Annotated in this window: 21 protein-coding genes; 3 read left to right on the top strand and 18 right to left on the bottom strand. The window is 61.5% G+C overall.

The window, feature by feature from the left end:
• Nucleotides 1–2 precede the first annotated feature (2 nt).
• The gene (locus tag ABM428_RS05315) at nt 3–2441 is read left to right on the top strand and encodes a mechanosensitive ion channel domain-containing protein (RefSeq protein WP_288960662.1); all 2439 of its coding nucleotides are present in this window, start codon (nt 3–5) and stop codon (nt 2439–2441) included.
• Between the two features lie 83 nt (nt 2442–2524).
• Here the strand turns inward: ABM428_RS05315 and ABM428_RS05310 are convergent, their stop codons facing one another.
• From ABM428_RS05310 to ABM428_RS05245, 14 genes are all read right to left on the bottom strand, one after another.
• Nucleotides 2525–4096, bottom strand: coding sequence for an acetolactate synthase large subunit (locus tag ABM428_RS05310; protein WP_353628241.1), 1572 nt, complete (start codon nt 4094–4096; stop codon nt 2525–2527).
• 14 nt (nt 4097–4110) lie between these two features.
• Complete coding sequence (locus ABM428_RS05305; RefSeq protein ID WP_132997018.1) at nt 4111–5679, bottom strand: class I adenylate-forming enzyme family protein; 1569 nt, start codon at nt 5677–5679, stop codon at nt 4111–4113.
• A 101-nt stretch (nt 5680–5780) separates the two neighbouring features.
• The gene (locus ABM428_RS05300; protein WP_132997019.1) at nt 5781–7508 is read right to left on the bottom strand and encodes a SulP family inorganic anion transporter; all 1728 of its coding nucleotides are present in this window, start codon (nt 7506–7508) and stop codon (nt 5781–5783) included.
• A gap of 4 nt (nt 7509–7512) precedes the next feature.
• Nucleotides 7513–8397, bottom strand: a complete 885-nt coding sequence (locus ABM428_RS05295; protein WP_051577563.1) for an MBL fold metallo-hydrolase — start codon at nt 8395–8397, stop codon at nt 7513–7515.
• Nucleotides 8398–8580: 183 nt separating this feature from the next.
• Nucleotides 8581–9018, bottom strand: a complete 438-nt coding sequence (locus ABM428_RS05290) for a DUF302 domain-containing protein (RefSeq protein WP_005851974.1) — start codon at nt 9016–9018, stop codon at nt 8581–8583.
• Nucleotides 9019–9089: 71 nt separating this feature from the next.
• Entirely contained in the window at nt 9090–10121 is a 1032-nt protein-coding gene (locus ABM428_RS05285; protein WP_353628240.1) for a c-type cytochrome, read from the bottom strand.
• Nucleotides 10105–11367 (bottom strand): sulfite dehydrogenase, encoded by a 1263-nt coding sequence (gene soxC, locus ABM428_RS05280; protein WP_353628239.1) that lies wholly within the window; start codon nt 11365–11367, stop codon nt 10105–10107. The genes ABM428_RS05285 and soxC overlap by 17 nt, the downstream gene beginning before the upstream one ends.
• A gap of 24 nt (nt 11368–11391) precedes the next feature.
• A complete protein-coding gene (soxB, locus tag ABM428_RS05275; RefSeq protein ID WP_353628238.1) occupies nt 11392–13095 on the bottom strand; it encodes a thiosulfohydrolase SoxB in 1704 nt (567 codons plus the stop codon).
• 96 nt (nt 13096–13191) lie between these two features.
• A complete protein-coding gene (gene soxA / locus ABM428_RS05270) occupies nt 13192–14046 on the bottom strand; it encodes a sulfur oxidation c-type cytochrome SoxA (protein WP_353628237.1) in 855 nt (284 codons plus the stop codon).
• Between the two features lie 27 nt (nt 14047–14073).
• The gene (gene soxZ, locus ABM428_RS05265; RefSeq protein ID WP_180828841.1) at nt 14074–14403 is read right to left on the bottom strand and encodes a thiosulfate oxidation carrier complex protein SoxZ; all 330 of its coding nucleotides are present in this window, start codon (nt 14401–14403) and stop codon (nt 14074–14076) included.
• Nucleotides 14404–14421: 18 nt separating this feature from the next.
• Nucleotides 14422–14841, bottom strand: coding sequence for a thiosulfate oxidation carrier protein SoxY (soxY, locus tag ABM428_RS05260; protein ID WP_037943596.1), 420 nt, complete (start codon nt 14839–14841; stop codon nt 14422–14424).
• A 38-nt stretch (nt 14842–14879) separates the two neighbouring features.
• Nucleotides 14880–15356: a sulfur oxidation c-type cytochrome SoxX gene (soxX, locus tag ABM428_RS05255; RefSeq protein ID WP_074635260.1), complete on the bottom strand. Its 477-nt coding sequence runs from the start codon at nt 15354–15356 to the stop codon at nt 14880–14882.
• Between the two features lie 119 nt (nt 15357–15475).
• Nucleotides 15476–16048, bottom strand: a complete 573-nt coding sequence (locus tag ABM428_RS05250; RefSeq protein WP_005851960.1) for a thioredoxin family protein — start codon at nt 16046–16048, stop codon at nt 15476–15478.
• A gap of 18 nt (nt 16049–16066) precedes the next feature.
• On the bottom strand, nt 16067–16807 hold the full coding sequence (locus ABM428_RS05245) for a cytochrome c biogenesis CcdA family protein (protein WP_037943593.1): 741 nt from the start codon (nt 16805–16807) through the stop codon (nt 16067–16069).
• Between the two features lie 71 nt (nt 16808–16878).
• Here ABM428_RS05245 and ABM428_RS05240 point away from each other — a divergent pair, with 71 nt between their 5' ends.
• Together ABM428_RS05240 and ABM428_RS05235 are read left to right on the top strand one after the other, a co-directional pair.
• A complete protein-coding gene (locus ABM428_RS05240; protein ID WP_037963487.1) occupies nt 16879–17265 on the top strand; it encodes a hypothetical protein in 387 nt (128 codons plus the stop codon).
• An 84-nt stretch (nt 17266–17349) separates the two neighbouring features.
• The gene (locus tag ABM428_RS05235; RefSeq protein WP_037963674.1) at nt 17350–17667 is read left to right on the top strand and encodes a helix-turn-helix transcriptional regulator; all 318 of its coding nucleotides are present in this window, start codon (nt 17350–17352) and stop codon (nt 17665–17667) included.
• A 7-nt stretch (nt 17668–17674) separates the two neighbouring features.
• On the opposite strand, the gene ABM428_RS05230 is transcribed toward ABM428_RS05235, so the two are convergent.
• The 4 genes from ABM428_RS05230 to ABM428_RS05215 form a co-directional block, all read right to left on the bottom strand.
• Nucleotides 17675–18640 carry a DNA topoisomerase IB gene (locus ABM428_RS05230; RefSeq protein ID WP_132997025.1) on the bottom strand — a complete coding sequence of 322 codons (966 nt, stop codon included), beginning with the start codon at nt 18638–18640 and terminating at the stop codon, nt 17675–17677.
• A 3-nt stretch (nt 18641–18643) separates the two neighbouring features.
• Nucleotides 18644–18859 (bottom strand): DUF2945 domain-containing protein, encoded by a 216-nt coding sequence (locus ABM428_RS05225; RefSeq protein WP_037963490.1) that lies wholly within the window; start codon nt 18857–18859, stop codon nt 18644–18646.
• Between the two features lie 67 nt (nt 18860–18926).
• Nucleotides 18927–19733 (bottom strand): ABC transporter permease, encoded by an 807-nt coding sequence (locus tag ABM428_RS05220; RefSeq protein WP_174226599.1) that lies wholly within the window; start codon nt 19731–19733, stop codon nt 18927–18929.
• Complete coding sequence (locus ABM428_RS05215) at nt 19726–20493, bottom strand: ABC transporter ATP-binding protein (RefSeq protein WP_132997026.1); 768 nt, start codon at nt 20491–20493, stop codon at nt 19726–19728. The genes ABM428_RS05220 and ABM428_RS05215 overlap by 8 nt, the downstream gene beginning before the upstream one ends.
• Between the last annotated feature and the right edge of the window lie 37 nt (nt 20494–20530).

Here is a 20530-nt window from a genome sequence, read left to right as displayed (position 1 = left end):
CCATGTCAAAAACCGGAAAGATCGCGATGCCAACCCAAGGGTGGCTCTACGTACTGACGGGGCTTGTGGTGGCACTCTTCCTGACGCTCGCCCCCTTCGCGGCGCAGGCGCAATCGCTGTTCACCGGTGGCGGGTCTTCCGACACGGAAACAACCGAAACGACACCCGAGGCAGAGGCGAAGGCACCGCTGGATACTCTGCTGGAAGTGCTTAAGGACGATGACGCCCGCGCGGCGCTGATCGCGGACCTTGAAAAGTCGCTGGATGCCTCGGGCGACCCTGCGGGTGATGAAAACCCCGCGATTGAAACGATCACCGAAGCCGCGGATGCCGAAGGGGTATCGGTCGGGCGACAAATCGCCCTGATCACCCAGCAGATCGGACAAGACACAGTCAGCACGCTCACCTCTTTCTGGAACGGGTTCGAACGCGGCGGCAAGGTCTTCTCTGGCCTCAGCGGCGCGGAGCTGACCGTATTGCTGGAAGCGATCCCCGGCCTGCTTGCGGTCATTGCGATCACCGTCGCGCTCTTTGTGGTGCTGCGCTACCTTGCGCGAGGGCTATATGCGCGCATGGGGCGCACGGCCGAGCATGTGGGCCTCTTCCGCTCTATTGGGCTGTTTCTGGGGTCGAACCTGCTGGACGCCTTTATCGTTGTCGTAGCTTGGGCCGCTGGTTATCTGATCACCATCCTCGCCGTTGGCGAAGTCGGGCAGATCGGCATCCGCCAATCGATGTATCTGAACGCCTTCCTGCTGGTCGAAATGACCAAAGTCGTCATCCGGTCGTTCCTGTCGCCCGTTGCGTCGGGTCTGCGTCTGGTGCCCGTCGGTGACAAGGCCGCCGCGGCGCTGACGCGCTATCTGAGCATCGTGGTCAGTGTTCTGGGCTACGGGCAACTGCTGGTCGTGCCAATCGTCAACCAAAGCGTCAACACGGCCGCGGGCGCTGGCGTGTCGGCTCTTCTGTCGGTCCTCGTACTGCTGTATTTTGTCTACATCGTGCTGCGCCGTCGCAAGGCTGTCACCCGCTGGCTGCAAAGCGAAGCTGACCCCAGCGAGGCGCAAGCCGCCGAGGGCGTCGACCCCGCCACCATCGCAGAGGCGCGCCGCGGCTTTATCGCGCGCACGCTGCACGGGTTGGCAGGCATCTGGCACTGGTTCGCGCTGGCCTATATCGCGGTGATGTTCATCGTGGTCATGACCCAGCCCGCCGAGGTCACGCTGAACGCGATTGTCGGGTCGGGCAAAATCCTTGCCGCGATCATCATCGCCGCCCTGCTGTCCGGCTGGTTGGCACAGGCCGTGCACCGCGGCATTTCACTGCCCGAGGACGTGAACGCCAAGCTGCCGCTGCTGGAACGTCGCATCAACACGTTTGTCCCCCGCGCCTTCAGCGCCTTGCGGCTGTTCCTTCTGGTCTGCGTGCTGTTCTTTACGCTGGACGTGATCGGCACGATCGACATGCGCAGTTGGCTTGAAGGGCAGGTCGGGCTGGCGGTGACCAAGGCGCTGATCTCTGTCGGGTTGATCCTGACCGTGGCCTTCGGCATCTGGCTCGCGCTGACATCCTTTGTCGACTACAAGCTGAACCCTGAATACGGCGCTGTGCCAACCTCGCGGGAAACCACCCTGCTCACCTTGCTGCGCAATGCGGCGACCATTACGCTGATCATCCTCACGCTGATGTTCGTGCTGAGCGAGATCGGGCTGGATATCGGTCCACTGCTCGCCTCTGCCGGGGTCTTGGGTCTGGCGATTGGTTTCGGCGCGCAGAAGATGGTGCAAGACATCATCACCGGTGTGTTCATCCAGTTCGAGAACGTCATCAACGTTGGCGATGTGATCACCGTGGGCGGCACCACTGGCACCGTCGAAAAGCTGTCGGTGCGCTCTGTCTCGCTGCGCGATGTGCAAGGCGCATTCCACATGATCCCCTTCTCTACCGTTGATGTGGTCAGCAACTACATGCGCGGCTTCTCTTACACGGTCTGTGACATGGGCATCGCCTACCGCGAGAATGTCGAAGAGGCCAAGCAGGCCATGTTCGACGCCTTCGACCGCATGATGGAGAACGAGCCAGAGATCGCCAACAGCATCATGGGAGAGCTGGAATGGTTCGGCGTGCAATCCCTTGGTGACAGCGCCGTGGTGCTGCGCGTGCGGATCAAGACCGATCCCGGCAAGCAATGGGGCATCGGGCGTATGTACAACGGCTACCTCAAGACGGTCTTTGACGAGCGTGGGATCGAGATCCCCTTCCCGCAGCAGACCATCTGGCTGGGCGAGAACAAGGACGGCACCACCCAGCCGTTCAAGATCGAAGGCCCCGCCGCGCAGGATACAAGCCTGCCGCCGACCAAAACCGTGTCCAAGCCGATCGAGGCAGACGATGTGCCGGACAGCGATGATGCCGACGGCGACGGTGGTGCAGACCGCTAAAGGGCGCGGATGACTGAAATAGAAAAAGGCCCCCGATCAACGCTGATCGGGGGCCTTTTCGTGTCGGGTAGTTGGCCCAGGCGCTACATCACCGCTTCGATCAGATACGGGCCTTTGTGCGCCAGCCCTGTCTCGATCGCGAGCTCAAGCGCTTCGCAATCTGTGACCTGTGTTGCCTCTACCCCCATCGACTTTGCCATCTGTGCAAATTCAAGCGTCGGCTGGTCAAGCGACAGCATATCCATCGCCTTGGGACCCGCATTGCTGACGCCGACATTGGTCAGCTCGCCACGCAGGATCTTGTAGACGCGGTTGGCGAAGATCACGATGGTGATGTCCAGCCCCTCGCGCGCCATCGTCCAAAGCGCTTGCACCGTGTACATCGCGCTGCCATCCCCGATCAGCGCCATCACCTTGCGGTCAGGGCAGGCCACTGCCGCCCCGATCGCCACAGGCATGCCATAGCCGATGGACCCGCCGCAGTTGTTCACCCAAGTGTGCTTCGGAGCCCCTGCCGTTGCGGGGAAGAACGCGCGGCCAGTGGTGATCGCCTCGTCGATGATAATCGCATCCTCGGGGATGGTGCGCGCCAGGGCTTGTGCGATGCCGCCCGGCTCCAACGGGCCGCTGGGTTTGTCGGGGGTAGCGGCTTCGGCCACATGGGCGGGCGGAGTGTCCGCCGCACCCACACCGCGGCACAGCGCCTCCAGCGCCCCCGCGATATCCTGCGCGGTGGTGCAGAGGTTGGTGATCTGCGTGCCCTCGGCGGTCAGGATCGCGGGCTTGTTCGGATAGGCGAAAAAGCCGATGGGCGCGCGTGCGCCCAGCAGAACGATGCGCTTGAACGGGGCCAGCGTCTCTAGCGCTTGATCGATGGGATAGGGCACGCGGTTGACCACCACACGCCCTGCCCCGCGTTCTTGCCGCGCATTGGCCCATTCGCTTAGCAGTTTGCAGCCCGTCTTGGCCGCGATCCGCCCCGCAATCTCAAGCATCTCGGCGCTCAGCGCGGCACCGCCCAACAGCAGCAGGCTGTCGGGGCCGGACAGCGCGGCGACGGCTTCCTCCAACGCGGCCGCGTCAAAGGCAGGGCGTTCCGCGGGCTCTCGCGCGGGCGCGACAGCGCCGCCTTCGTTCCAGGCGGTGTCACTGGGCAGCATCAGCGTCGCCACCTGCCCCGGTGCCACATTTGCCGCCTGCACCGCACGGGCCGCATCCGCGCCCACATCCGCCGCCGACATGGATGTATGCACCCAATGGGACACGGGTCGCGCGATCCCTTCGATGTCAGAGGTCAGCGGCGCGTCCAGCTCGATATGGGTGACCGCATGTTCGCCGACAATATTCACCACGCCCGAGCCTGCCTTTTTCGCGTTGTGCAGGTTCGACAACCCGTTGGCGAGCCCTGGCCCAAGGTGCAGCAGGGTGCAGGCGGGCTTGCCGGCCATACGGTAGTACCCATCCGCCGCCCCCGTCGCCACGCCCTCTTGCAGGACAAGGATCGACCGCATGCCGGGCACGTGGTCCAGCGCGGCAACAAAGTGCATTTCCGACGTGCCGGGATTGGTGAAGCAGGTATCAAGCCCGCTATCGAGCAGCGTCTGCACAAGGCTATCGGCCCCGTTCATCTGGTCTGTATCGTCTTGGTCGCTCATGTCATCTTCCTTGTTCACGCAGAAACCGCCGCCCAGAAGGGCGCGCGCAATTCTTTCTTGAGGATCTTCCCGATAGAGCTGCGCGGCAGCTCGTCGCGCAGTTCCACCGCCGACAGACGCTGGCTTTTACCCAGCTTGCCGTTGGCGTCAGCGCAGATATCATCGCCCGAACGCGTCGCCCCCTCGCGCAGCACCACCAACCCGTAGGGCGTTTCGCCCCAAGCGTCAGAGGGCACGCCGATCACGGCGGCATCCGTCACATCGGGGTCGGCCAGCAGCACCAGTTCAAGATCGTCGGCATAGATGTTCAACCCGCCCGAGATAATCATATCTTTCTTGCGGTCAGACAGGATCAAAAAGCCGTCCTCGTCAAAACGGCCCATATCACCCGAGCGGAAGAAGACGTTGCCCGCTGCGTCGCGCCAGATGTAGTCAGCCGTCAGGTCATCGCGCCCGAAATACCCCGCCATCATCGTTGGGCCACGACCGCAAATCTCGCCCACAGCGCCCTTGGGAACCTCTGCACCGGTCTCGTCAATCAGGCGGATTTCATTGCCCGGCGCGGGCTGGCCCACCGTGTGCAGCTTGTCGGGATGTTCGGCAGAATTCAGCACCGTGACCCCGCCGCCTTCGGTCAGACCATAGTATTCCAGCAGCTTGCCGGGGAAGCGCGCCAGCACATCCGCCTTGACCTCGGCCCGCAGCGGCGCGGAGGTGGAGAATTTCACCTGCATCGATGACAGGTCGAAGGCGTCAAAGTCAGCCACGTCCATGATGCGTTTGTATTGCACAGGCACCAGCATCGTGTGGGTGATCTTTTCGCGCTGCACGATCTCGAGGTATCCGCGGGCGTCGAACTTCGGCATCAGATAGACGGTCGAGCCGCCGTAAAGCGTTGGCAGGAAGGACACGATCGTTGTGTTGGAATACAGCGGCGTCGACAGCAGCGTGCGGGCGTTATCGTCATACCCGTTGGGCGACACGCGGTCCATCTGCGCCGACCGCATCCAGTGATTGTGCAAGATGCCCTTGGGCGTGCCGGTCGTGCCCGAGGAATAGATCAGGTTGAACGCATCCGACATCTCGATCTGGATTTCGGGGTCGGAGTCCGAAGCCCCGTCAACCGCAGCGCCATAAGGCTGAAACGCGGGATGGTCGAAATCAATGGCAAAGCGCGCCAGATCCAGATCGGCGATAAAGCCATCGACCAGTTCAAGATATTGCGCCGCGACAAAGATCGCGCGCGCGCCGCAGTCGGTCAGCATCTTTTGCAGCGCATCGGGCGAGGCCATCGTCGACAGCGGCGTCACGCAGGCCCCTGCCCGCAAGATGCCCATAAACAGCTCTGCATAGGGGATGGAATTGGGCGAGATGATCGCGATGTTGTCGCCCTTGCTCACCCCCATCGACAGCAGCAGATTGGCGATCTTGTTGATGCGCTGGTCGAATGCCCCCCAGCTGACGGTTTGCCCGTCACAGACCAGCGCAAGTTTTTCCGGATGTGCTTTGGCGTTGTCGCGCACGACCTCGACGATGGTTTTCGTGGGTGTCGTCGCCGGTGCCGGCGGATTGATCGGTATCATATCACTGTCCTGAAATAGTTCTCTCCCCGCTGCGGAACGCCGTTCCGCAGCCCCTGACAGCAGTTGTAACGATCAAACAGAAACTTGCAAACGATGGGTGACTATGCGGCAGCTTTTCCCAAGGCGACATAGGCTGCATGCTGGGACAGGAACACGCTGCCTGTCAAATCCGAGATGAAATGCTGCTTTTTCAGACGGTCCATGACAGGGCCTTTGACCTCGGATAGATGCAGTTTGATCCCCATATCGCGCAGCCGCGCGTTGATCGCTTCAAGCGATTCCAGCGCGCTAAAGTCGATCTCGTTGATGGCAGAGCACATCAGCACGACATGGCGCAGACACGTGTTGCCCGCCAGCCGGTCGTAGATGCAATCCTCCAGGAACCGCGCATTGGCGAAATACAGGCTCTCGTCGATGCGCAGGGTCAGCACCGTTGGGCAGGTCTCGACCTCGTGGCGGTTGATATTGCGGAAGTGTTCGGTGCCCGGGACCAGCCCGACTTCGGCAATATGCGGTTTGGTGGTTTTATAGAGATGCAGAAAGATCGACAGCACCACTCCGCAGGTCACCCCCAATTCCACCCCGCTGCCCAAGGTGATCAACATGGTGGACAGCACGGCAGCAAAATCGGATTTGGAATAGCCCCATGCCTTTTTCAGGATCGAGAAATCCACCAGCGTCAGCACGGCCACGATGATCGTCGCGGCCAAGGTCGCTTGCGGCAGAAAGAAGACCAGCGGCGTCAGCGCCAGTGCGGCCACGGCCAGCCCCACGGCGGTATAGGCCCCCGCCGCCGGTGTCTGCGCCCCTGCGTCAAAGTTCACCACAGACCGCGCAAAGCCCCCCGTGACCGGATAGCCCCCCGTAAAGGCCGCGCCGATATTGGCCGCCCCCAGACCAATCAGCTCTTGATCCGGATTGATCCGCTGACGCCGTTTCGCGGCAAGCGTTTGCGCGACAGAGATCGATTCAACAAACCCGATGACAGAGATCAGAAAAGCCGGCAGCAGCAGGCTGCCCATCAGTTCGAACGACAGGTCCGGCAGGGTCAGCGGCGGTAGGCTCTGCGGCACGGCCCCCACAATCTTGACGCCCTGCCCCGCGAGATCAAAGGCCCAGACCGCCAATGTGGTGACAACCACCGCCGCCACGGGCCCCGCCTTGGTCGCCACATCCGCCGCCCGTGGGCCAACGCCACGCGCGCGCAGGAAAGGTTTCAGCCCCTTGCGCACCCAGAACAGGAACAGCGTTGCAGACACGCCAATCACCACCGTCGCCCCGTTCACCGTGCCCAGATTGCCCCAGATCGACATCAGCAGCTCTGCCAGATTGCCGCCAGAGGCATCAATGCCCAGAATATGCTTGATCTGGCTGGCGGCGATGATCACGCCAGAGGCGGTGATAAAGCCCGAGATCACGGGGTGAGACAGGAAATTCGCCAGAAACCCCAGCTTGAAAACGCCCATCACCAGCAGCATCACCCCAGACAGCAAGGCCAGCGTCAGCGCGGCGACGGCATAGCCCATCGTGCCCTGATCGGCGATATTGCCCAAGGCGGCGGCTGTCATCAGCGACACCACCGCCACCGGCCCCACCGCCAACGCGCGGCTGGTTCCAAAGACGGCATAAAGCAGGATCGGCGCGATCGACGCATAGAGCCCCGCTTCGGGCGGCAGCCCTGCCAGCAGCGCATAGGCCAGCGATTGCGGGATCAACATGATCGTGACGATCACCGCCGCGATCAGATCATTGGACAAAGCCGCCTTGTCATAGTCGCGCCCCCAGTCGAGGACAGGCAGATAGCGGCGGGCAGCGGCGGGGATACGCACCTGATTACAACCCGTTCACCGGCACCTTGAGCATCAGGTTCCCGTCTTTGTCACGCGGCATATGTCCGGCGCGCATGTTGACCTGAAGCGACGGGATGATCAGCTTCGGCATCGACAGCTGCGCGTCGCGTTCGGTGCGAAAGGCGATGAATTCCTCGCGCGTTTTGCCGCCGCCCACATGGATGTTATGCGCCTTCTCTTCGCCCACGGTGGTTTCCCACTGGATATCGCGCCCATTGGGCCCGTAGTCGTGGCACATGAACAGGCGCATGTCGTCCGGCAGGGACAAGACCTTCTGGATGCTGTCATACAGCTCTCCGGCGTCGCCACCGGGGAAATCCGCGCGTGCAGAGCCGCCGTCGGGCATGAACAGCGTATCGCCCGTGAAGGCGGCGTTGCCCATGACATGCACCATGCAGGCGGGCGTGTGACCGGGGGTGTAGATAGCAAAACATTCCATGCCCCCGACGCGGTAGCGGTCACCATCCTTGAACAAGGCGTCGAACTGCGACCCGTCGCGCTGGAATTCCGTCCCCTCGTTGAACACTTTCCCAAAAGTGTCCTGCACGGTCATGATCTGCTCTCCGACGCCGATCTTGCCGCCCAGCTTTTGCTGGATATAGGGCGCGGCAGACAGGTGGTCGGCATGGACGTGTGTCTCGATGATCCACTCCAGCGCGAGCCCCTGCGCTTCGACCTCGGCGATAAGCTTGTCCGCGTGGTCATAGGTGATCCGTCCGGCGGCATAGTCGATATCCATCACGGAATCGATGATCGCACAGGCGTTGGAGTTCGGATCCCGCACGATATAGCTGATCGTATTGGTCACCGGATCAAAATGGCCCGAGACATCGGGGATGACATCCATATTCACGGGGTATTCAGTCATGGTCACCTGCTCCGTTTGCGCTTTTTTCGCCCGACATCTGAAGGCTGCGCCCCGTCGTCGAGTCAAACATATTCATACTATGGAATTCTTTGTCAAGGAAGCGGATTGTGCTGCCCGACCGCCACAGCCGCCGCGACAAAGCGTCCTGTGCCTGCCGCCTGCTCTACGCAACAGCGGCAGCATTCAGAACCCGTCCAGCGCGCTTTGCGTGATCTCGTCCAGCAGGGCCTGCACCTCTTGCATGGGGCCGTCCGGGTAGGTCGGATACCCGACAGAGACCGCGCCGTCGATGTCGGTGACAAATATGCTGTAGGGACAATGGGCGATGTTCATCGGGTCCGCCTCCATCACCTTGCGCGACACCACGGCAGAGCAGAACAGAAACACGTCTGCCGCGCGAAAGATCTCGACATCGCTGCCGACATCGCTGGCGGTACGGGCCAGCATCTCGCCCGTGTGGCTGACGTGGTCGATGACCAGCCCCTTGCCGACAATCGCGTTCTCGACCGCGAAGGTCGCATCGTCAAAGCTACCGTCGTAGGCATAGGTCACGGCCTGATCCTGAGCGGCGAGCGGCGCGGCACAAAGGCAAAGTGCTGCGGCAATCTGTAACGGTCTCATCCTTGTCCTTTCACAAACGGGCGCGGGCCTATCCTAGCACCCTCGCCGCGCGTCGCCAATCATGCGCACCGTCACGGGGCCGGAAAGCTGTTGAGATACGCGATCACCGCCTTGATCTCGGCATCGCTTTTCAAGCCGGAAAACCCCATCTTGGTGCCCTTCATAAAGCTGCGCGGTGCTGCCAGAAAGGCGTCCAGCGTCTGGGGTGTCCAGATCAGCCCATCCTCTGCCTGCGCCATCAGGGCGCGCGAGTATTTGAACCCCTCGACCCCACCGGCAGGCGCACCGACGATCCCGTTCAGGACCGGGCCCGCGCGGTTTTTGGCGCGTTTGCCCAGCTGATGGCAGGCTTTGCATTTGCGGAACACCAACTCTCCATCGGCGAGCAAGGCGGGGTCGGCAGCAGGCTCTGACGCTGGCTCGACATCGGCAACGGGCGTTTCTTGCGGCACAGTCGCGGGGGCGGCGTCCTTGGGTGTCACATCCAGCGACAGCGCGCGCATGGTGACTTTCACGCTTTCCTTGCAGTCCTCCATACACGGCGCAACCTGCCAGCCCGGCACTTCGGTGGTGTTGCGATCATCGCGAAGGAAACCGGCGACATTGGGCATCTGGACCGCGGTGAAGTTGTCTTTGGACAGGGTAAATTCCTCTGCCACCAGATCGTTGGAATAAAGGATATACGCCACGATGGCATAGACCTCATCCGCCGTCAGCGTTCCCGCATCGCCATAGGGCATGGATCGGCGGATATAGTCGAAGCTTGTGGACAGATGCGGCCAATAGGACCCGACCGTCTTGACCGGATCGGCATCCGCCAGCGTGTCCTGCCCGCCCGCCAGCGCAGGCCAGTTCCCGCGGCCTTCGGCAAAGTCACCGTGGCAGGCGGCGCATTTTTCGGTAAAAATCGCTTCGCCCGTCAGCACATCGCCCTGCCCCTCGGGCAGACCGCGCCCATCGGGCATCACGTCCACATCCCAGGCCGCGATCTCTTCCGGCAGTGCGGCGCGGCCCAGACCGAAGGGGGCCGCCGTCAAAGGCAAAGCCGTGGCCGTGGCCGTGGCGATGACGCACGCAGCAATGGTGTTAAGAAACTTCGACATTTTCAACGCTCCCGTCCGCGTGCAGCCACCATGTCTGGATGCCATTGTTATGGTAGACAGAGTTCAGCCCCCGCACCGCGCGCAGTTGCGTTTTCGTCGGCTGGACATAGCCCGTGTCATCCATCGCGCGGGATTGCAGCAGCATCTCTGTGCCGTCCCACTGCACATCGAGGTAAAAGCGGCTGAGCGCCATCGGCGTGCCCTTTTGGGCCAGTCGCGCGGTTTGCCAGCTTGCGCCACCATCGATCGACACATCCACGCGGGTAATCGCACCGCGCCCCGACCATGCCAGCCCGGTGATCACCAATGGTCCCGCCTCATGGGGCACCGGCGCTTGCGGGCTTGGTGCGGTGATGACGGATTTTGCGTCCATCGCCCACGTCCATTTGCGGCTGGTGCCATCGGCCAGCGTATCGGTGTATTTCGACGTTTCCTCGCGGCTTTCGACGGGCGCGTCCGTGACCTCTATCCGGCGGAGCCATTTGACCCAGAGGTTGCCCTCCCACCCCGGCACGACCAGCCGCACGGGGTAGCCGTGTTCCTTGCGCAGCGCCTCGCCATTCGCTTTGAACGCGACAAGCACATCGTCGAGCGCCTTATCCATCGGGATCGACCGCCCGTTCGACGAAGCATCGGCACCCTCGACATAGACCCATTTGCCCGCAGGGTCATAGCCGGCTTCCTCCAGCAGCAACCGCAGGGGCACGCCGGTGTATTCCATATTATGGATCATGCCATGGGTGAACTGCGCCCCGTTCAACTGCGCGCCCGCCCATTCCATACCCGAATTGGCCGCACACTCGCAGAAATACACATGATTTTCGCGCGGGAAACGCTCCAGATCGGCGTAGGTGAACACCAGCGGGCGGTCCACCAGCCCGTTCACCATCAGGCGGTAATCCTGCTTCGACAGTTCGATCGCGCCCGAGTGATGCCGCTCAAAGGCGCAGCCCTGCGGGGTGATCGTACCGTCCAGCGCGTGGATCGGGGTGAAGTTGATCGAACTGATGGTATCCGCCGTCAACCAAGGCACATTGCGCCGTACCACGTTTTGCTCGAACCTGATCGGCAGGCCATAGGGCGTGACATCGACCCCATCGCCCAAGCCCTGCGCCCAGGGTTGCGGTTCAACGATCAAGGGATCGGGCGATTGCGCGGCGGCGCTACGGGCCGCCATCGCCCCTAGTCCAGCAGTCGCCGCGCCACGCAAGAAGGCCCGTCTGTTCGCTGTCTTCCGTGGTGCCATGGCCTTGCCTTTCATGCTGCCCTGTTACGCGCCCTTGACGATGACGCTGGTGTTGGGGTCCAGCGACACGCTGCCCTGCTTGCGGATGTGGCTTTCGACCACGTCCCAGATCGCGGGGCCCTCGGTGCCTTCGTTCACGCTAGCCCAGCCTGCAACCTGATAGGTTTTCGCCGGATCGATACGTTCCCCGGTTTTCAGCAAGGTCAGTTCAGTGATGCGGCTGCCTTGGGGCTGGGTCACGTCAATGCGGTAGCCAAGCCCGCCTGTGCGCACCATGTCACCGCCCTGCTGGTAATAGGGGTTGGGGTTAAACAGGTTGTCGGCCACGTCTTCCAGCACGACATGCAGGAATTCACCGGTCATCTCGGTCCGGTAGGCTTCGGGGTAGGTCATGGAGGTGACGTTCCAGATATCCTCGCGCGTGATGTCCTGCCCCGGCAGGATCGACGGCCCCCACCGCACACCGGGGCTCAGCGCGATATCGGCCTCGCGCTCGGAAAGCAGCGCGTCGCAGATCAGGTCATCCCAGCTGCCGTTGAAATTGCCGCGCCGGTACAGCAGCGTGTCTTCGGCAGTGGTGCCGATCACCTCTGTCAGCTGGTCAAGATAGGGGGCGCGTTGTGCGTCGATCAGCGCGGTCATCGCCGGATCAGGCGCAATCACGTCAGAGAAGATCGGGATCAGCTTGTGCCGGAACCCCATCATGCGGCCGTTGCGCACATCCAGATCGACGCGGCTGACGAATTTGCCGTTCGACCCCGAGGCGACGATGATCGTCTCGCCCACCAGCACAGGCTCGGGCAGCGCGTCATGGGTGTGACCCGACAGGATCACGTCGATCCCCGTCACTACGCCCGCCATCTGCTTGTCCACATCAAAGCCGTTGTGGCTCAGGCAGACGACCAGTTCGGCCCCTTTGGCGCGGACCTCGTCCACCATTTCCTGCATACGCTCGTCGCGGATACCAAACGAGTATTCGGGGAACATCCAGCCGGGGTTGGCGATCGGCATATAGGGGAACGCCTGCCCGATCACCGCGACTTTGACGCCGCCTGTCTCGTAGAACTTGTAGGGTGGGAAAAGCTCTGTCGGCTCGTCCCATTCGGCGTCAAAGATGTTCTGCCCCAGGGCGGCGAAGGGCAGCCCCTCGACGATCTCTGCCACGCGGTCAGAGCCGAGCGTGAATTCCCAGTGAAAGGTCATCGCGTCAGGCTTGAGCGCATTCATCACGTTGACCATGTCCTGACCCTGCGTGTGGTAGCAGGTGTAGCTGCCGTGCCAGGTGTCGCCGCCATCCAGCAGCAGCGCATCGGGCCGGTCCGCGCGGATCTGGTTGACCACACTCGCCACACGGTCCAGACCGCCCATCTTGCCATAGCCCTCCGCCAGCGCCGAAAAATCGTTATAGGTCAGCGCATAGGCCGAGGGGCTGCCGTCCGCGATCCCGTAAAGCTTGCGGAAATCCGCGCCGGTCAGATGCGGCACCTTCCCGCGGTTCTCGCCCACACCGATGTTGATCGAAGGTTCGCGGAAATAGATCGGTTTCAGCTGCGCGTGGATGTCGGTCACATGGATCAGGCTGACATTCCCGAAGGTATCGAATTCAAGCAATTTGTCCTGCGTCAACGCCTGCTGCGCGGCGAGCTTGCCCCAGTTGCCAAAGGACGACGCACCATACAAAGCCGTTGCAGCCATGCTGGCCTGAAGAAAATCACGACGAGAGATCATAGGTTGGCCTTTTCGACGAGCAATTCATATGCGCATATTTGAATAAAAATATGATAAAAAGACCCGCCTCGCATCGGCGAGACGGGTCTTTTCAGGTTAGTTCCGGACAGAGGGCCCTTCGACCGACAACCCGTTCCCGCGCGAGCCGACGTACAGCTCAAGCGCGACAAACTCGGGGCTGCCGGGGTCAAAGGTCTCGGCACGGGTGTCGCGTACACAGCCTTTGAAACGGGCCTGCACCGCGTTCAGCTTGGTGTTTTTCAGACGGTAGGTCGGGAAACCGTTGATCTGGCCCTGGCTCAGGTGGTCGGCACGGATCATGTTGCCATAATTGTCTTCGTGGCAATTGGCACAGGACAGTTCAAGCTGGCCGAAACGGGTATAGTAGATCTCTTTGCCCTGCTCCCATGTGGATTGGGCCGGACCGTCGATGGCGATGTTCACCGGCATCCCCCGCGAGACAGAGGAGATCAGCGCCGTCATGTTCACCATGTCGCCGCCGGTGTATTTCCACTTTTCCGCCCCCATGCGGTTCTCGCGGCAATCGTTGATCTGCATTTCCAGCGTGCGCACCTCGCCCGCAGATTCGACATACTTGGGATAGACCGGACGCACGCCTGCCATCTCGGCCGAGGCCCCATGACAGTCCGCGCAGGATTTACCCTCTGAACCGTCGGCGGTGTTCCAGACGTCTTCGGCCTGTTCCACAAAGATCATGCCGGCGTTGTCAAAATCATCGGCCTGCATCGCGCGGGTCTCGGTGCCGCGAAACAGCCAGCCCGACATGACCTCGTCTACCGCGCCCGCCATATGCGCGGGGGCAGCAGTGCGGGTCACGATGTCGATCTCTTCGTTGATCACCAGCGTATCATCCACGGGATCGGCGAAGGCCCCCGTCGACATCAGCGCCGCAGCAAGGCACGCGCCCAGACCTTTTGTGAAATTGCTCATTCCTGTTCCTCCCAAGGATGCGGACGCTTAGCCGATCGCGATGTCTTTGGTTTCCTCGTAGACATCGCCGTCATCGTCATACCACGTGAAGGTGAATGTCCCCGCTTCGGGCACGGTGGCGTCGAATTCGAAATACGGGTTGGTCGAGATCGCGGGCTCCATCGCGACATCGATCACATTCTCGCCGTTAAAATCGCAGGTGAAACGGTTGATGATCGACCGCGGGATCGTGTTGCCGTCGCTGTCCTTGCGCTGGCCGGATTCCATCTTGTGGCTGATCAGGGTCTTGATCGTGATGGTTTCGCCAGCCGCTGCTGACTTGGGGACTTTGACGCGGGGTTTTACACCAGATGCCATGTTTTTCTTCCTCTCGCCTTAGCCGCCGCAGCCGCCGATTGTTACTTTGATTGTGCTGGTCGCCTTGGCGAAAGAGCCGTCGGCCAGCTTGGCGATGGCCACCACATCTTGCGTGCCCGCCAAGCGGATACGGGTGGAGGCGTGCTGCGTTGCTGCCAGCGGGCCGAACTTGAAGTTCGCCACAGGCGGCGTGGGGTTGCCAAGCGCCAGCACCATGATTTCAGTGGCACCGGGGGCGTCGACCTCGATCGGGACGGTATTGCCGTTTTCCGCAATCTCGGGGGCGGTCAGGGTCACGCCGGTATCAGCCATCTCTGCACCGCCGGTGAAGGCAGCGATCGCGTCATCCCCGGCGGCGGCCACGGCCAGCTTGGGCAGGGACAGTGCGGCAAAGGCACCTGCCCCCATCGCAATCGCACTACGTCGTGTAAATTCCATTATCATCACTCCTGATCAGATCCCGCTCGGTGGGGTTCTTAGTCTTTCAACGTGGCAAGATAGGCCACGACATCCTCGATCTGCTGGGCGGCCAGAATAGGCCCCAGCGTGTCGTCAGCCGCCTTGCCGGTATAGCCCTTGCCCGGACGGATATAGCCGCTGTCCTTGTAGAACGCGGGCATCATCGTCCCCTCGAACAGCATCTTCGCATTGGCCACGATGCCGCGCAATTCAGCCTCGGTCCAGCGGTCCCCCGCCCCATCCAGCATCGGGCCGATTTCGCCCTGGAACGGGATATCGGGCAAAGCGCTAACCTGATGGCAGGCGATGCAGTTGCCAAGCTTTTTGCTGCCCACGATCTTGGCCCCCTCTTCGGGGTTACCGGGAGTGCCGGTCAGCGATTGTTCAACCGCGCCATACTCATCATAGACTACGTCACCGGGGGCCACGTCGGCCGCATGCGCCGCCGCGGCAAAGCCAACAGAGGCCACCAGGGCAAATACGGAAACTTTCATGCGTCCTCCCACAGACATTCCTTTTGAAAACCCTACTGCCCGCGCCAAAATGACGCAACTATAAATTCAATTTATTGAATTTCTTATAGCAGCACGGCATTTAGCGGATCCTACCGCCGTTATTCCTGCTCTTCAATGAGCATACGCGCGTGATATTTCTGGAACGTCTCGTCCCCCTCATATCCCTTGTCGACGACCCAGTTCATCATGTGAAAGGTCGTCGCCGGACCAAAGGCACCGGGGACCGTCGCGACCGCCGCTTCAACGGCCGTCTGCCCTTCGTCCACGGTCTGGGGGAAATACATCAGCGTCGGCGTGAACATCTGACGCCATTTGCGCACCATGTCCTTCTCGGGCAATGTCTCTCCGTCAAAGTCGGTGACCTCGACATCGCCGAACATGTTGATCTGCACGACAAAGAAATTCTCGCGCAGGTAGGCATCGATTTTGGGCAGCGGGAAAACCTCTTCGTGCATCTTGTTGCAGTAGATGCAGCCCCGCTGTTCGATGATGACCATCAGCCGCTTACCCTCCTCCGTCGCCTCGGCCAGATCGTCGCGCAGATCTTTGAAGGTCTCGCGCATCCAGGCGGTCTTGTGCAAACCGTCATCCCCCAAGGTCGCGGCACTGCCCGCAGTCACCATACAAGCGACAGCCGCGAGCGCGGCCAAAGCGTTTCGGATCATCTTCATCAAAAGTCCCTCCGGTTGTTAGCCAATGGCGCTGAAAACAGGGAAGGTTTCAAGCATCCACTGCGCAATATAGTTGATCGAGTTGGTGGCGATCAGCAGGCCAAAGACAATCAGCAGAACCCCCATCGCCTTTTCTACCGTGCCCAGATGTTGCCTGAACCCCGCCATCCAGCGCATGAACGGCCCGATGAACAGCGCCGCCAGCACGAAAGGCGCGGTCATGCCCACGCCGTAGGTCAGCAGCAACAGCGCGCCCGAGCCCGCCGTCTCGGCGCCCGCGGCGGTGAACAGGATCGCCGCAAGCACAGGCCCGACGCAAGGGGTCCAACCAAAGGCAAAGGCCAGCCCGATCACATAGGCCCCCAGAAAACTGGTCGCGGTCGTGTTCCCCGCATCGGCACGAAACTGGCGATATAGAAAACCGATACGGATCACGCCCAGAAAATGCAGCCCCATCGCAATGATAACAGCCGCAGCGACCCATCGCAAAATATCGAAATAGTCTCGCACGATCTGGCCAAAGGTCGTGGCCACCGCCCCCAGCCCGACAAAGATCGTGATCACCCCCGCCGCAAAGAACAGCGCCGCAATCACCGCGCGCCGGCGCACGGCGGCATCCACCGGCCCGTCCGCCGTGATCTGGTTCATGCCGACGCCCGCCAGATAGCTCAGATAAAAGGGCACGATCGGCAGGATGCAGGGCGACAAAAAGGACAAAAGCCCGGCAAATGCCGCGCCCAGAAAGGTGATTTCAAGCATGCAGGTTGCCTTTATCTTGTGCCATTCACATATTCACATTAAGTATTTTGAAATCAACAGGTGAATTCCCTATGCGGTTGCGCACTGCTTTCTTGTCTCTCTCGGTGGCCGCAGGTCTTGCGGTTTCCCCCGTGATCGCAGCGGCCCAGACCGCGCTGATCATGGTCGAGGAACAGGGCTGCGTGTGGTGTGCCCGTTGGGATGACCAGATCGCCCCGATCTATCCCAAGACCCAAGCGGGCAAGGCAGCCCCGCTGCGCCGCGTTGATATCAACGATGACAAACCCGCCGATCTGCACTTTGCCCGCAGCCTGCATTACACGCCGACGTTCGTGTTGATGGTCGACGGCCATGAGGTGTCGCGCATCGAAGGCTACCCGGGCGAAGATTTCTTTTGGGGCGTTCTGGAAAAAATGCTATCCGACGCCAAATTGATGCCAGACCCCGCCAAAAGCTAGCGCCCCTTGCGATATGCGCACGCCAATCCCCTTTTATTCAGCCAAGGATGTTAACCAGTGGGTAACCCCGGTTCCGACACAGAAATGAGCCAAGCCGATCGGGACCGTATGGCCGAAAACGCCGCACGTGCCTCTAACTTCCTCAAGGCAATCAGCCACGAGGGGCGGTTGATGATCCTGTGTCACCTCTCTGCAGGCGAAAAATCTGTCACCGAGTTGGAAGAGCTGCTGTCCGCCCGTCAGGCGGCGGTATCCCAACAGCTGTCACGCTTGCGGCTTGAAGGGCTGGTAACGCCACGCCGCGACGGCAAGACGATCTATTACAGGCTGGCCGATGACCGTCCGCAAAAGATCATGGAAGTCGTCTATGATATGTTCTGCAAACCGGACAGCGACGCGTAAACGCGGCTCAGACCTGCTCCAGATACGTCAGCAGCCGCGCTTCCGAGGCGAATAGCCCGGTCTTGCGCCCGACCTTGATCTCGGGCGGCGCTTCGCCCGCCAGATCGATCACCGCCGGATGGATATAGCTGTTGCGCGCGACGGTCGGCGTATTGCTCAACTGTGCGGCGGCGGCTTCGGCCAATTGCTTGATGGTGGCCTGTCCCTTCTCGGCGGCCTCGAAGGCGGCAACGGTGCCCGCCCATGTGCGGAAGGTCTTGGCGGTGAAGTCGTCGCACCCCGATGCTTCGGCGATATAGGCGTTCAATCCGGCTGAGTTCAACTGATGCACCTCGCCCTGCGCATCGGCCCATGTCAGCAGCTCCGCCCCCGGCAGATCGTTAATTTTCTCCAGCGTTTTGGCCAGCGTCCGGTCGTTGATCTGCCGCCGCACCTTCTTGCCGCCCTTGGCCGTATAACGCAGCCGGATCACATTCCCGTCGAGCTTTACGTGTTTCGACCGCAGGGTCAGCGTGCCATAGCTGCCATTCTCGCGCGTGTAGTCCGGATTTCCCACCCGCAGCGACGCGCGGTCGATCAGCGTGACGGCGCTGGCCAAGGCAAAACTGCGCTCGCCTGCCTGCTGATCCAGATCGCGGGCGACAAAGCGGCGCAGGCGCGGCAAAGCATGCGCAAAATCCACCAGGCTTGCGAATTTCGTCTCTGCCTGCGCCTCTGACCATTTTTCGTGATAGCGATATTGTTTGCGATTGCGGGTGTCGCGCCCCGTAGCCAGCAAATGCCCGTTCGCCAAAGGCGTCATCCACACGTCTTCATAGGCGGGCGGCACCGCCATCGCTTCCAGCCGCGCGCGCTCTTCTCCGCGGGCGATGGTAGTGCCGTCCGGTGCCTTATAGGTAAACCCGCGCCCGCGCCGCTGACGCGAAATGCCGGGGCGGTCATCGCCATAATAGGTCAGCCCCGCGCCGCCCATATGTCAGGCGGCCTCGACTTCCGACGACAGCTTGAGCACCTCATCCCCGTCGTCTTGCTCGATCAACAGCGCCGGATCATCATCGGACCCGTTGCGCGTGACCTCGGAGCCCTTCAACGTACGGGTCACACTTTTGGTAAAGCGTTCTGTCACCTTGCCACTGGCAGTGCCCTGCCCCCAGTCCCATTTGACCTTGGTGCCCTTGGATATGCCTGACATCGTCGTCCCCTCTGCACTGTTTGGTGTGAAAGGATAACGATTTATGCCCGAAACGGGTTCCCTCCGGTCAGACCCGCCAGCGCAGCACGCGGGTTTCGATGGCGGCAATCACGGCGCTCACGCAAACCCCAAGCACCGACAGGATCACGACACCCGCAAACAGACGTTCAAGATCATAAAGGCTGCCGGCCTCAAGGATATAAGCCCCGATGCCATATTCCGCGCCCAGCATTTCAGCGGCCACCAACAGGATGATCGCAATCGCCAAAGAGATGCGCAGCCCCGACAGGATGCCCGGCATCGCCCCCGGCAGTACGATCTTGCGCACGATCGACCACCACGACAGACCAAAGCTCTGCCCCATGCGGATCAATCCGCGGTCCACATTGTCCACCGCAGCATAGGTCGCCACGACCGTCGGCGTGAATGTCCCAAAGGCGATCAGCGCGTATTTACTGCCCTCGTCAATGCCGAACCAGATCACGAACAACGGCAAAAGCGCAATCTTGGGGATCGGGAACAGCGCCGCAACCAAAGGCACCAGCCCGGCACGCACATAGCTGAACAGCCCGATCATCACCCCGACGCCGACACCAACCAAAGCCCCGAGCGTCGCCCCCACAGCCAAGCGGCTGAGCGAGGGGGCCAGATGTTTGAACAGCATCCCCGATTGCCACAGCTCGACAAAGGTCATCGCCACATCCGAGGGGCGCGGCAATGTCAGGTTAGAGATAAAGCCGCTGCGCGTGCCCCATTCGGCCAGCAGGATCAGCAGGACAAAGACCAAAACCCCCATGCCCCGTCGTTGCTTGGGGGCAAAACCGCCGCCGCGAAAGGCGACGGGGCGGCTGTTTGTATGTGCTGCATCAGACATGGATCAACTCCGCATCGGCGGCGGCGGCTTCTTCGCGCATCAGCCCCCACAAATGTTGTTGTTGCGCCTCGAGGGCGGCATCGCCATAGGCACGCTCTGCCAGCGGGGTGGTCAGCTCGACCACTTCGCGGATCTGCCCGGGGCGGCGAGATAGCACCACGATTCTGTGCCCCAGCCGTACGGCCTCTGCCAGATTGTGGGTGACATAGACGGCGGTGAAAGGCTGGCGTGTCCACAGGCTGATCAGATCGTCCATTAACAGCTCGCGCGTCTGGCTGTCCAAGGCGCTCAGCGGTTCGTCCATCAACATCACCGCAGGGTTCACCGCCAAGGCGCGTGCAATGGCGACCCGCTGTTTCATCCCGCCAGAAAGTTGTTTGGGCAGGGCATCGGAAAATTCGGTCAGCTTGGTACGGGCCAGCACGTCGTCGATGATCCGCGCCCGCGCGGCGGCGTCCAGACTGTGATCCTCCAGCACCAGCGCCACATTGCCGCGCACGCTGCGCCAAGGCAGCAAGGCGAAATCCTGAAACACGTAGGTGAGCGGGTTCAGACAGCCGGCTGGGGGCGTGCCCAGTTGCAGCACCTCGCCCGAAGTCGGCTGCTCCAGCCCGCCCAGCATCCGCAGCAGGGTCGACTTGCCACAGCCCGAAGGCCCGACGATGCAGACAATCTGCCCTGACGGGATATCAAGGTTGATATCGCGCAGCACTTCGGTCTCGCCATAAGTATGGCTGACTCCCGCTAACCTAAGATCCATGAGAAACGTCCTGAAATATCAAAGGCCGGGCAAAGCC

It is taken from the genome of Sulfitobacter sp. TCYB15, assembly GCF_040435955.1.
Classification (GTDB): Bacteria; Pseudomonadota; Alphaproteobacteria; order Rhodobacterales; family Rhodobacteraceae; genus Sulfitobacter; species Sulfitobacter pontiacus.
This window is presented reverse-complemented; position numbering and strand designations above follow the sequence as displayed.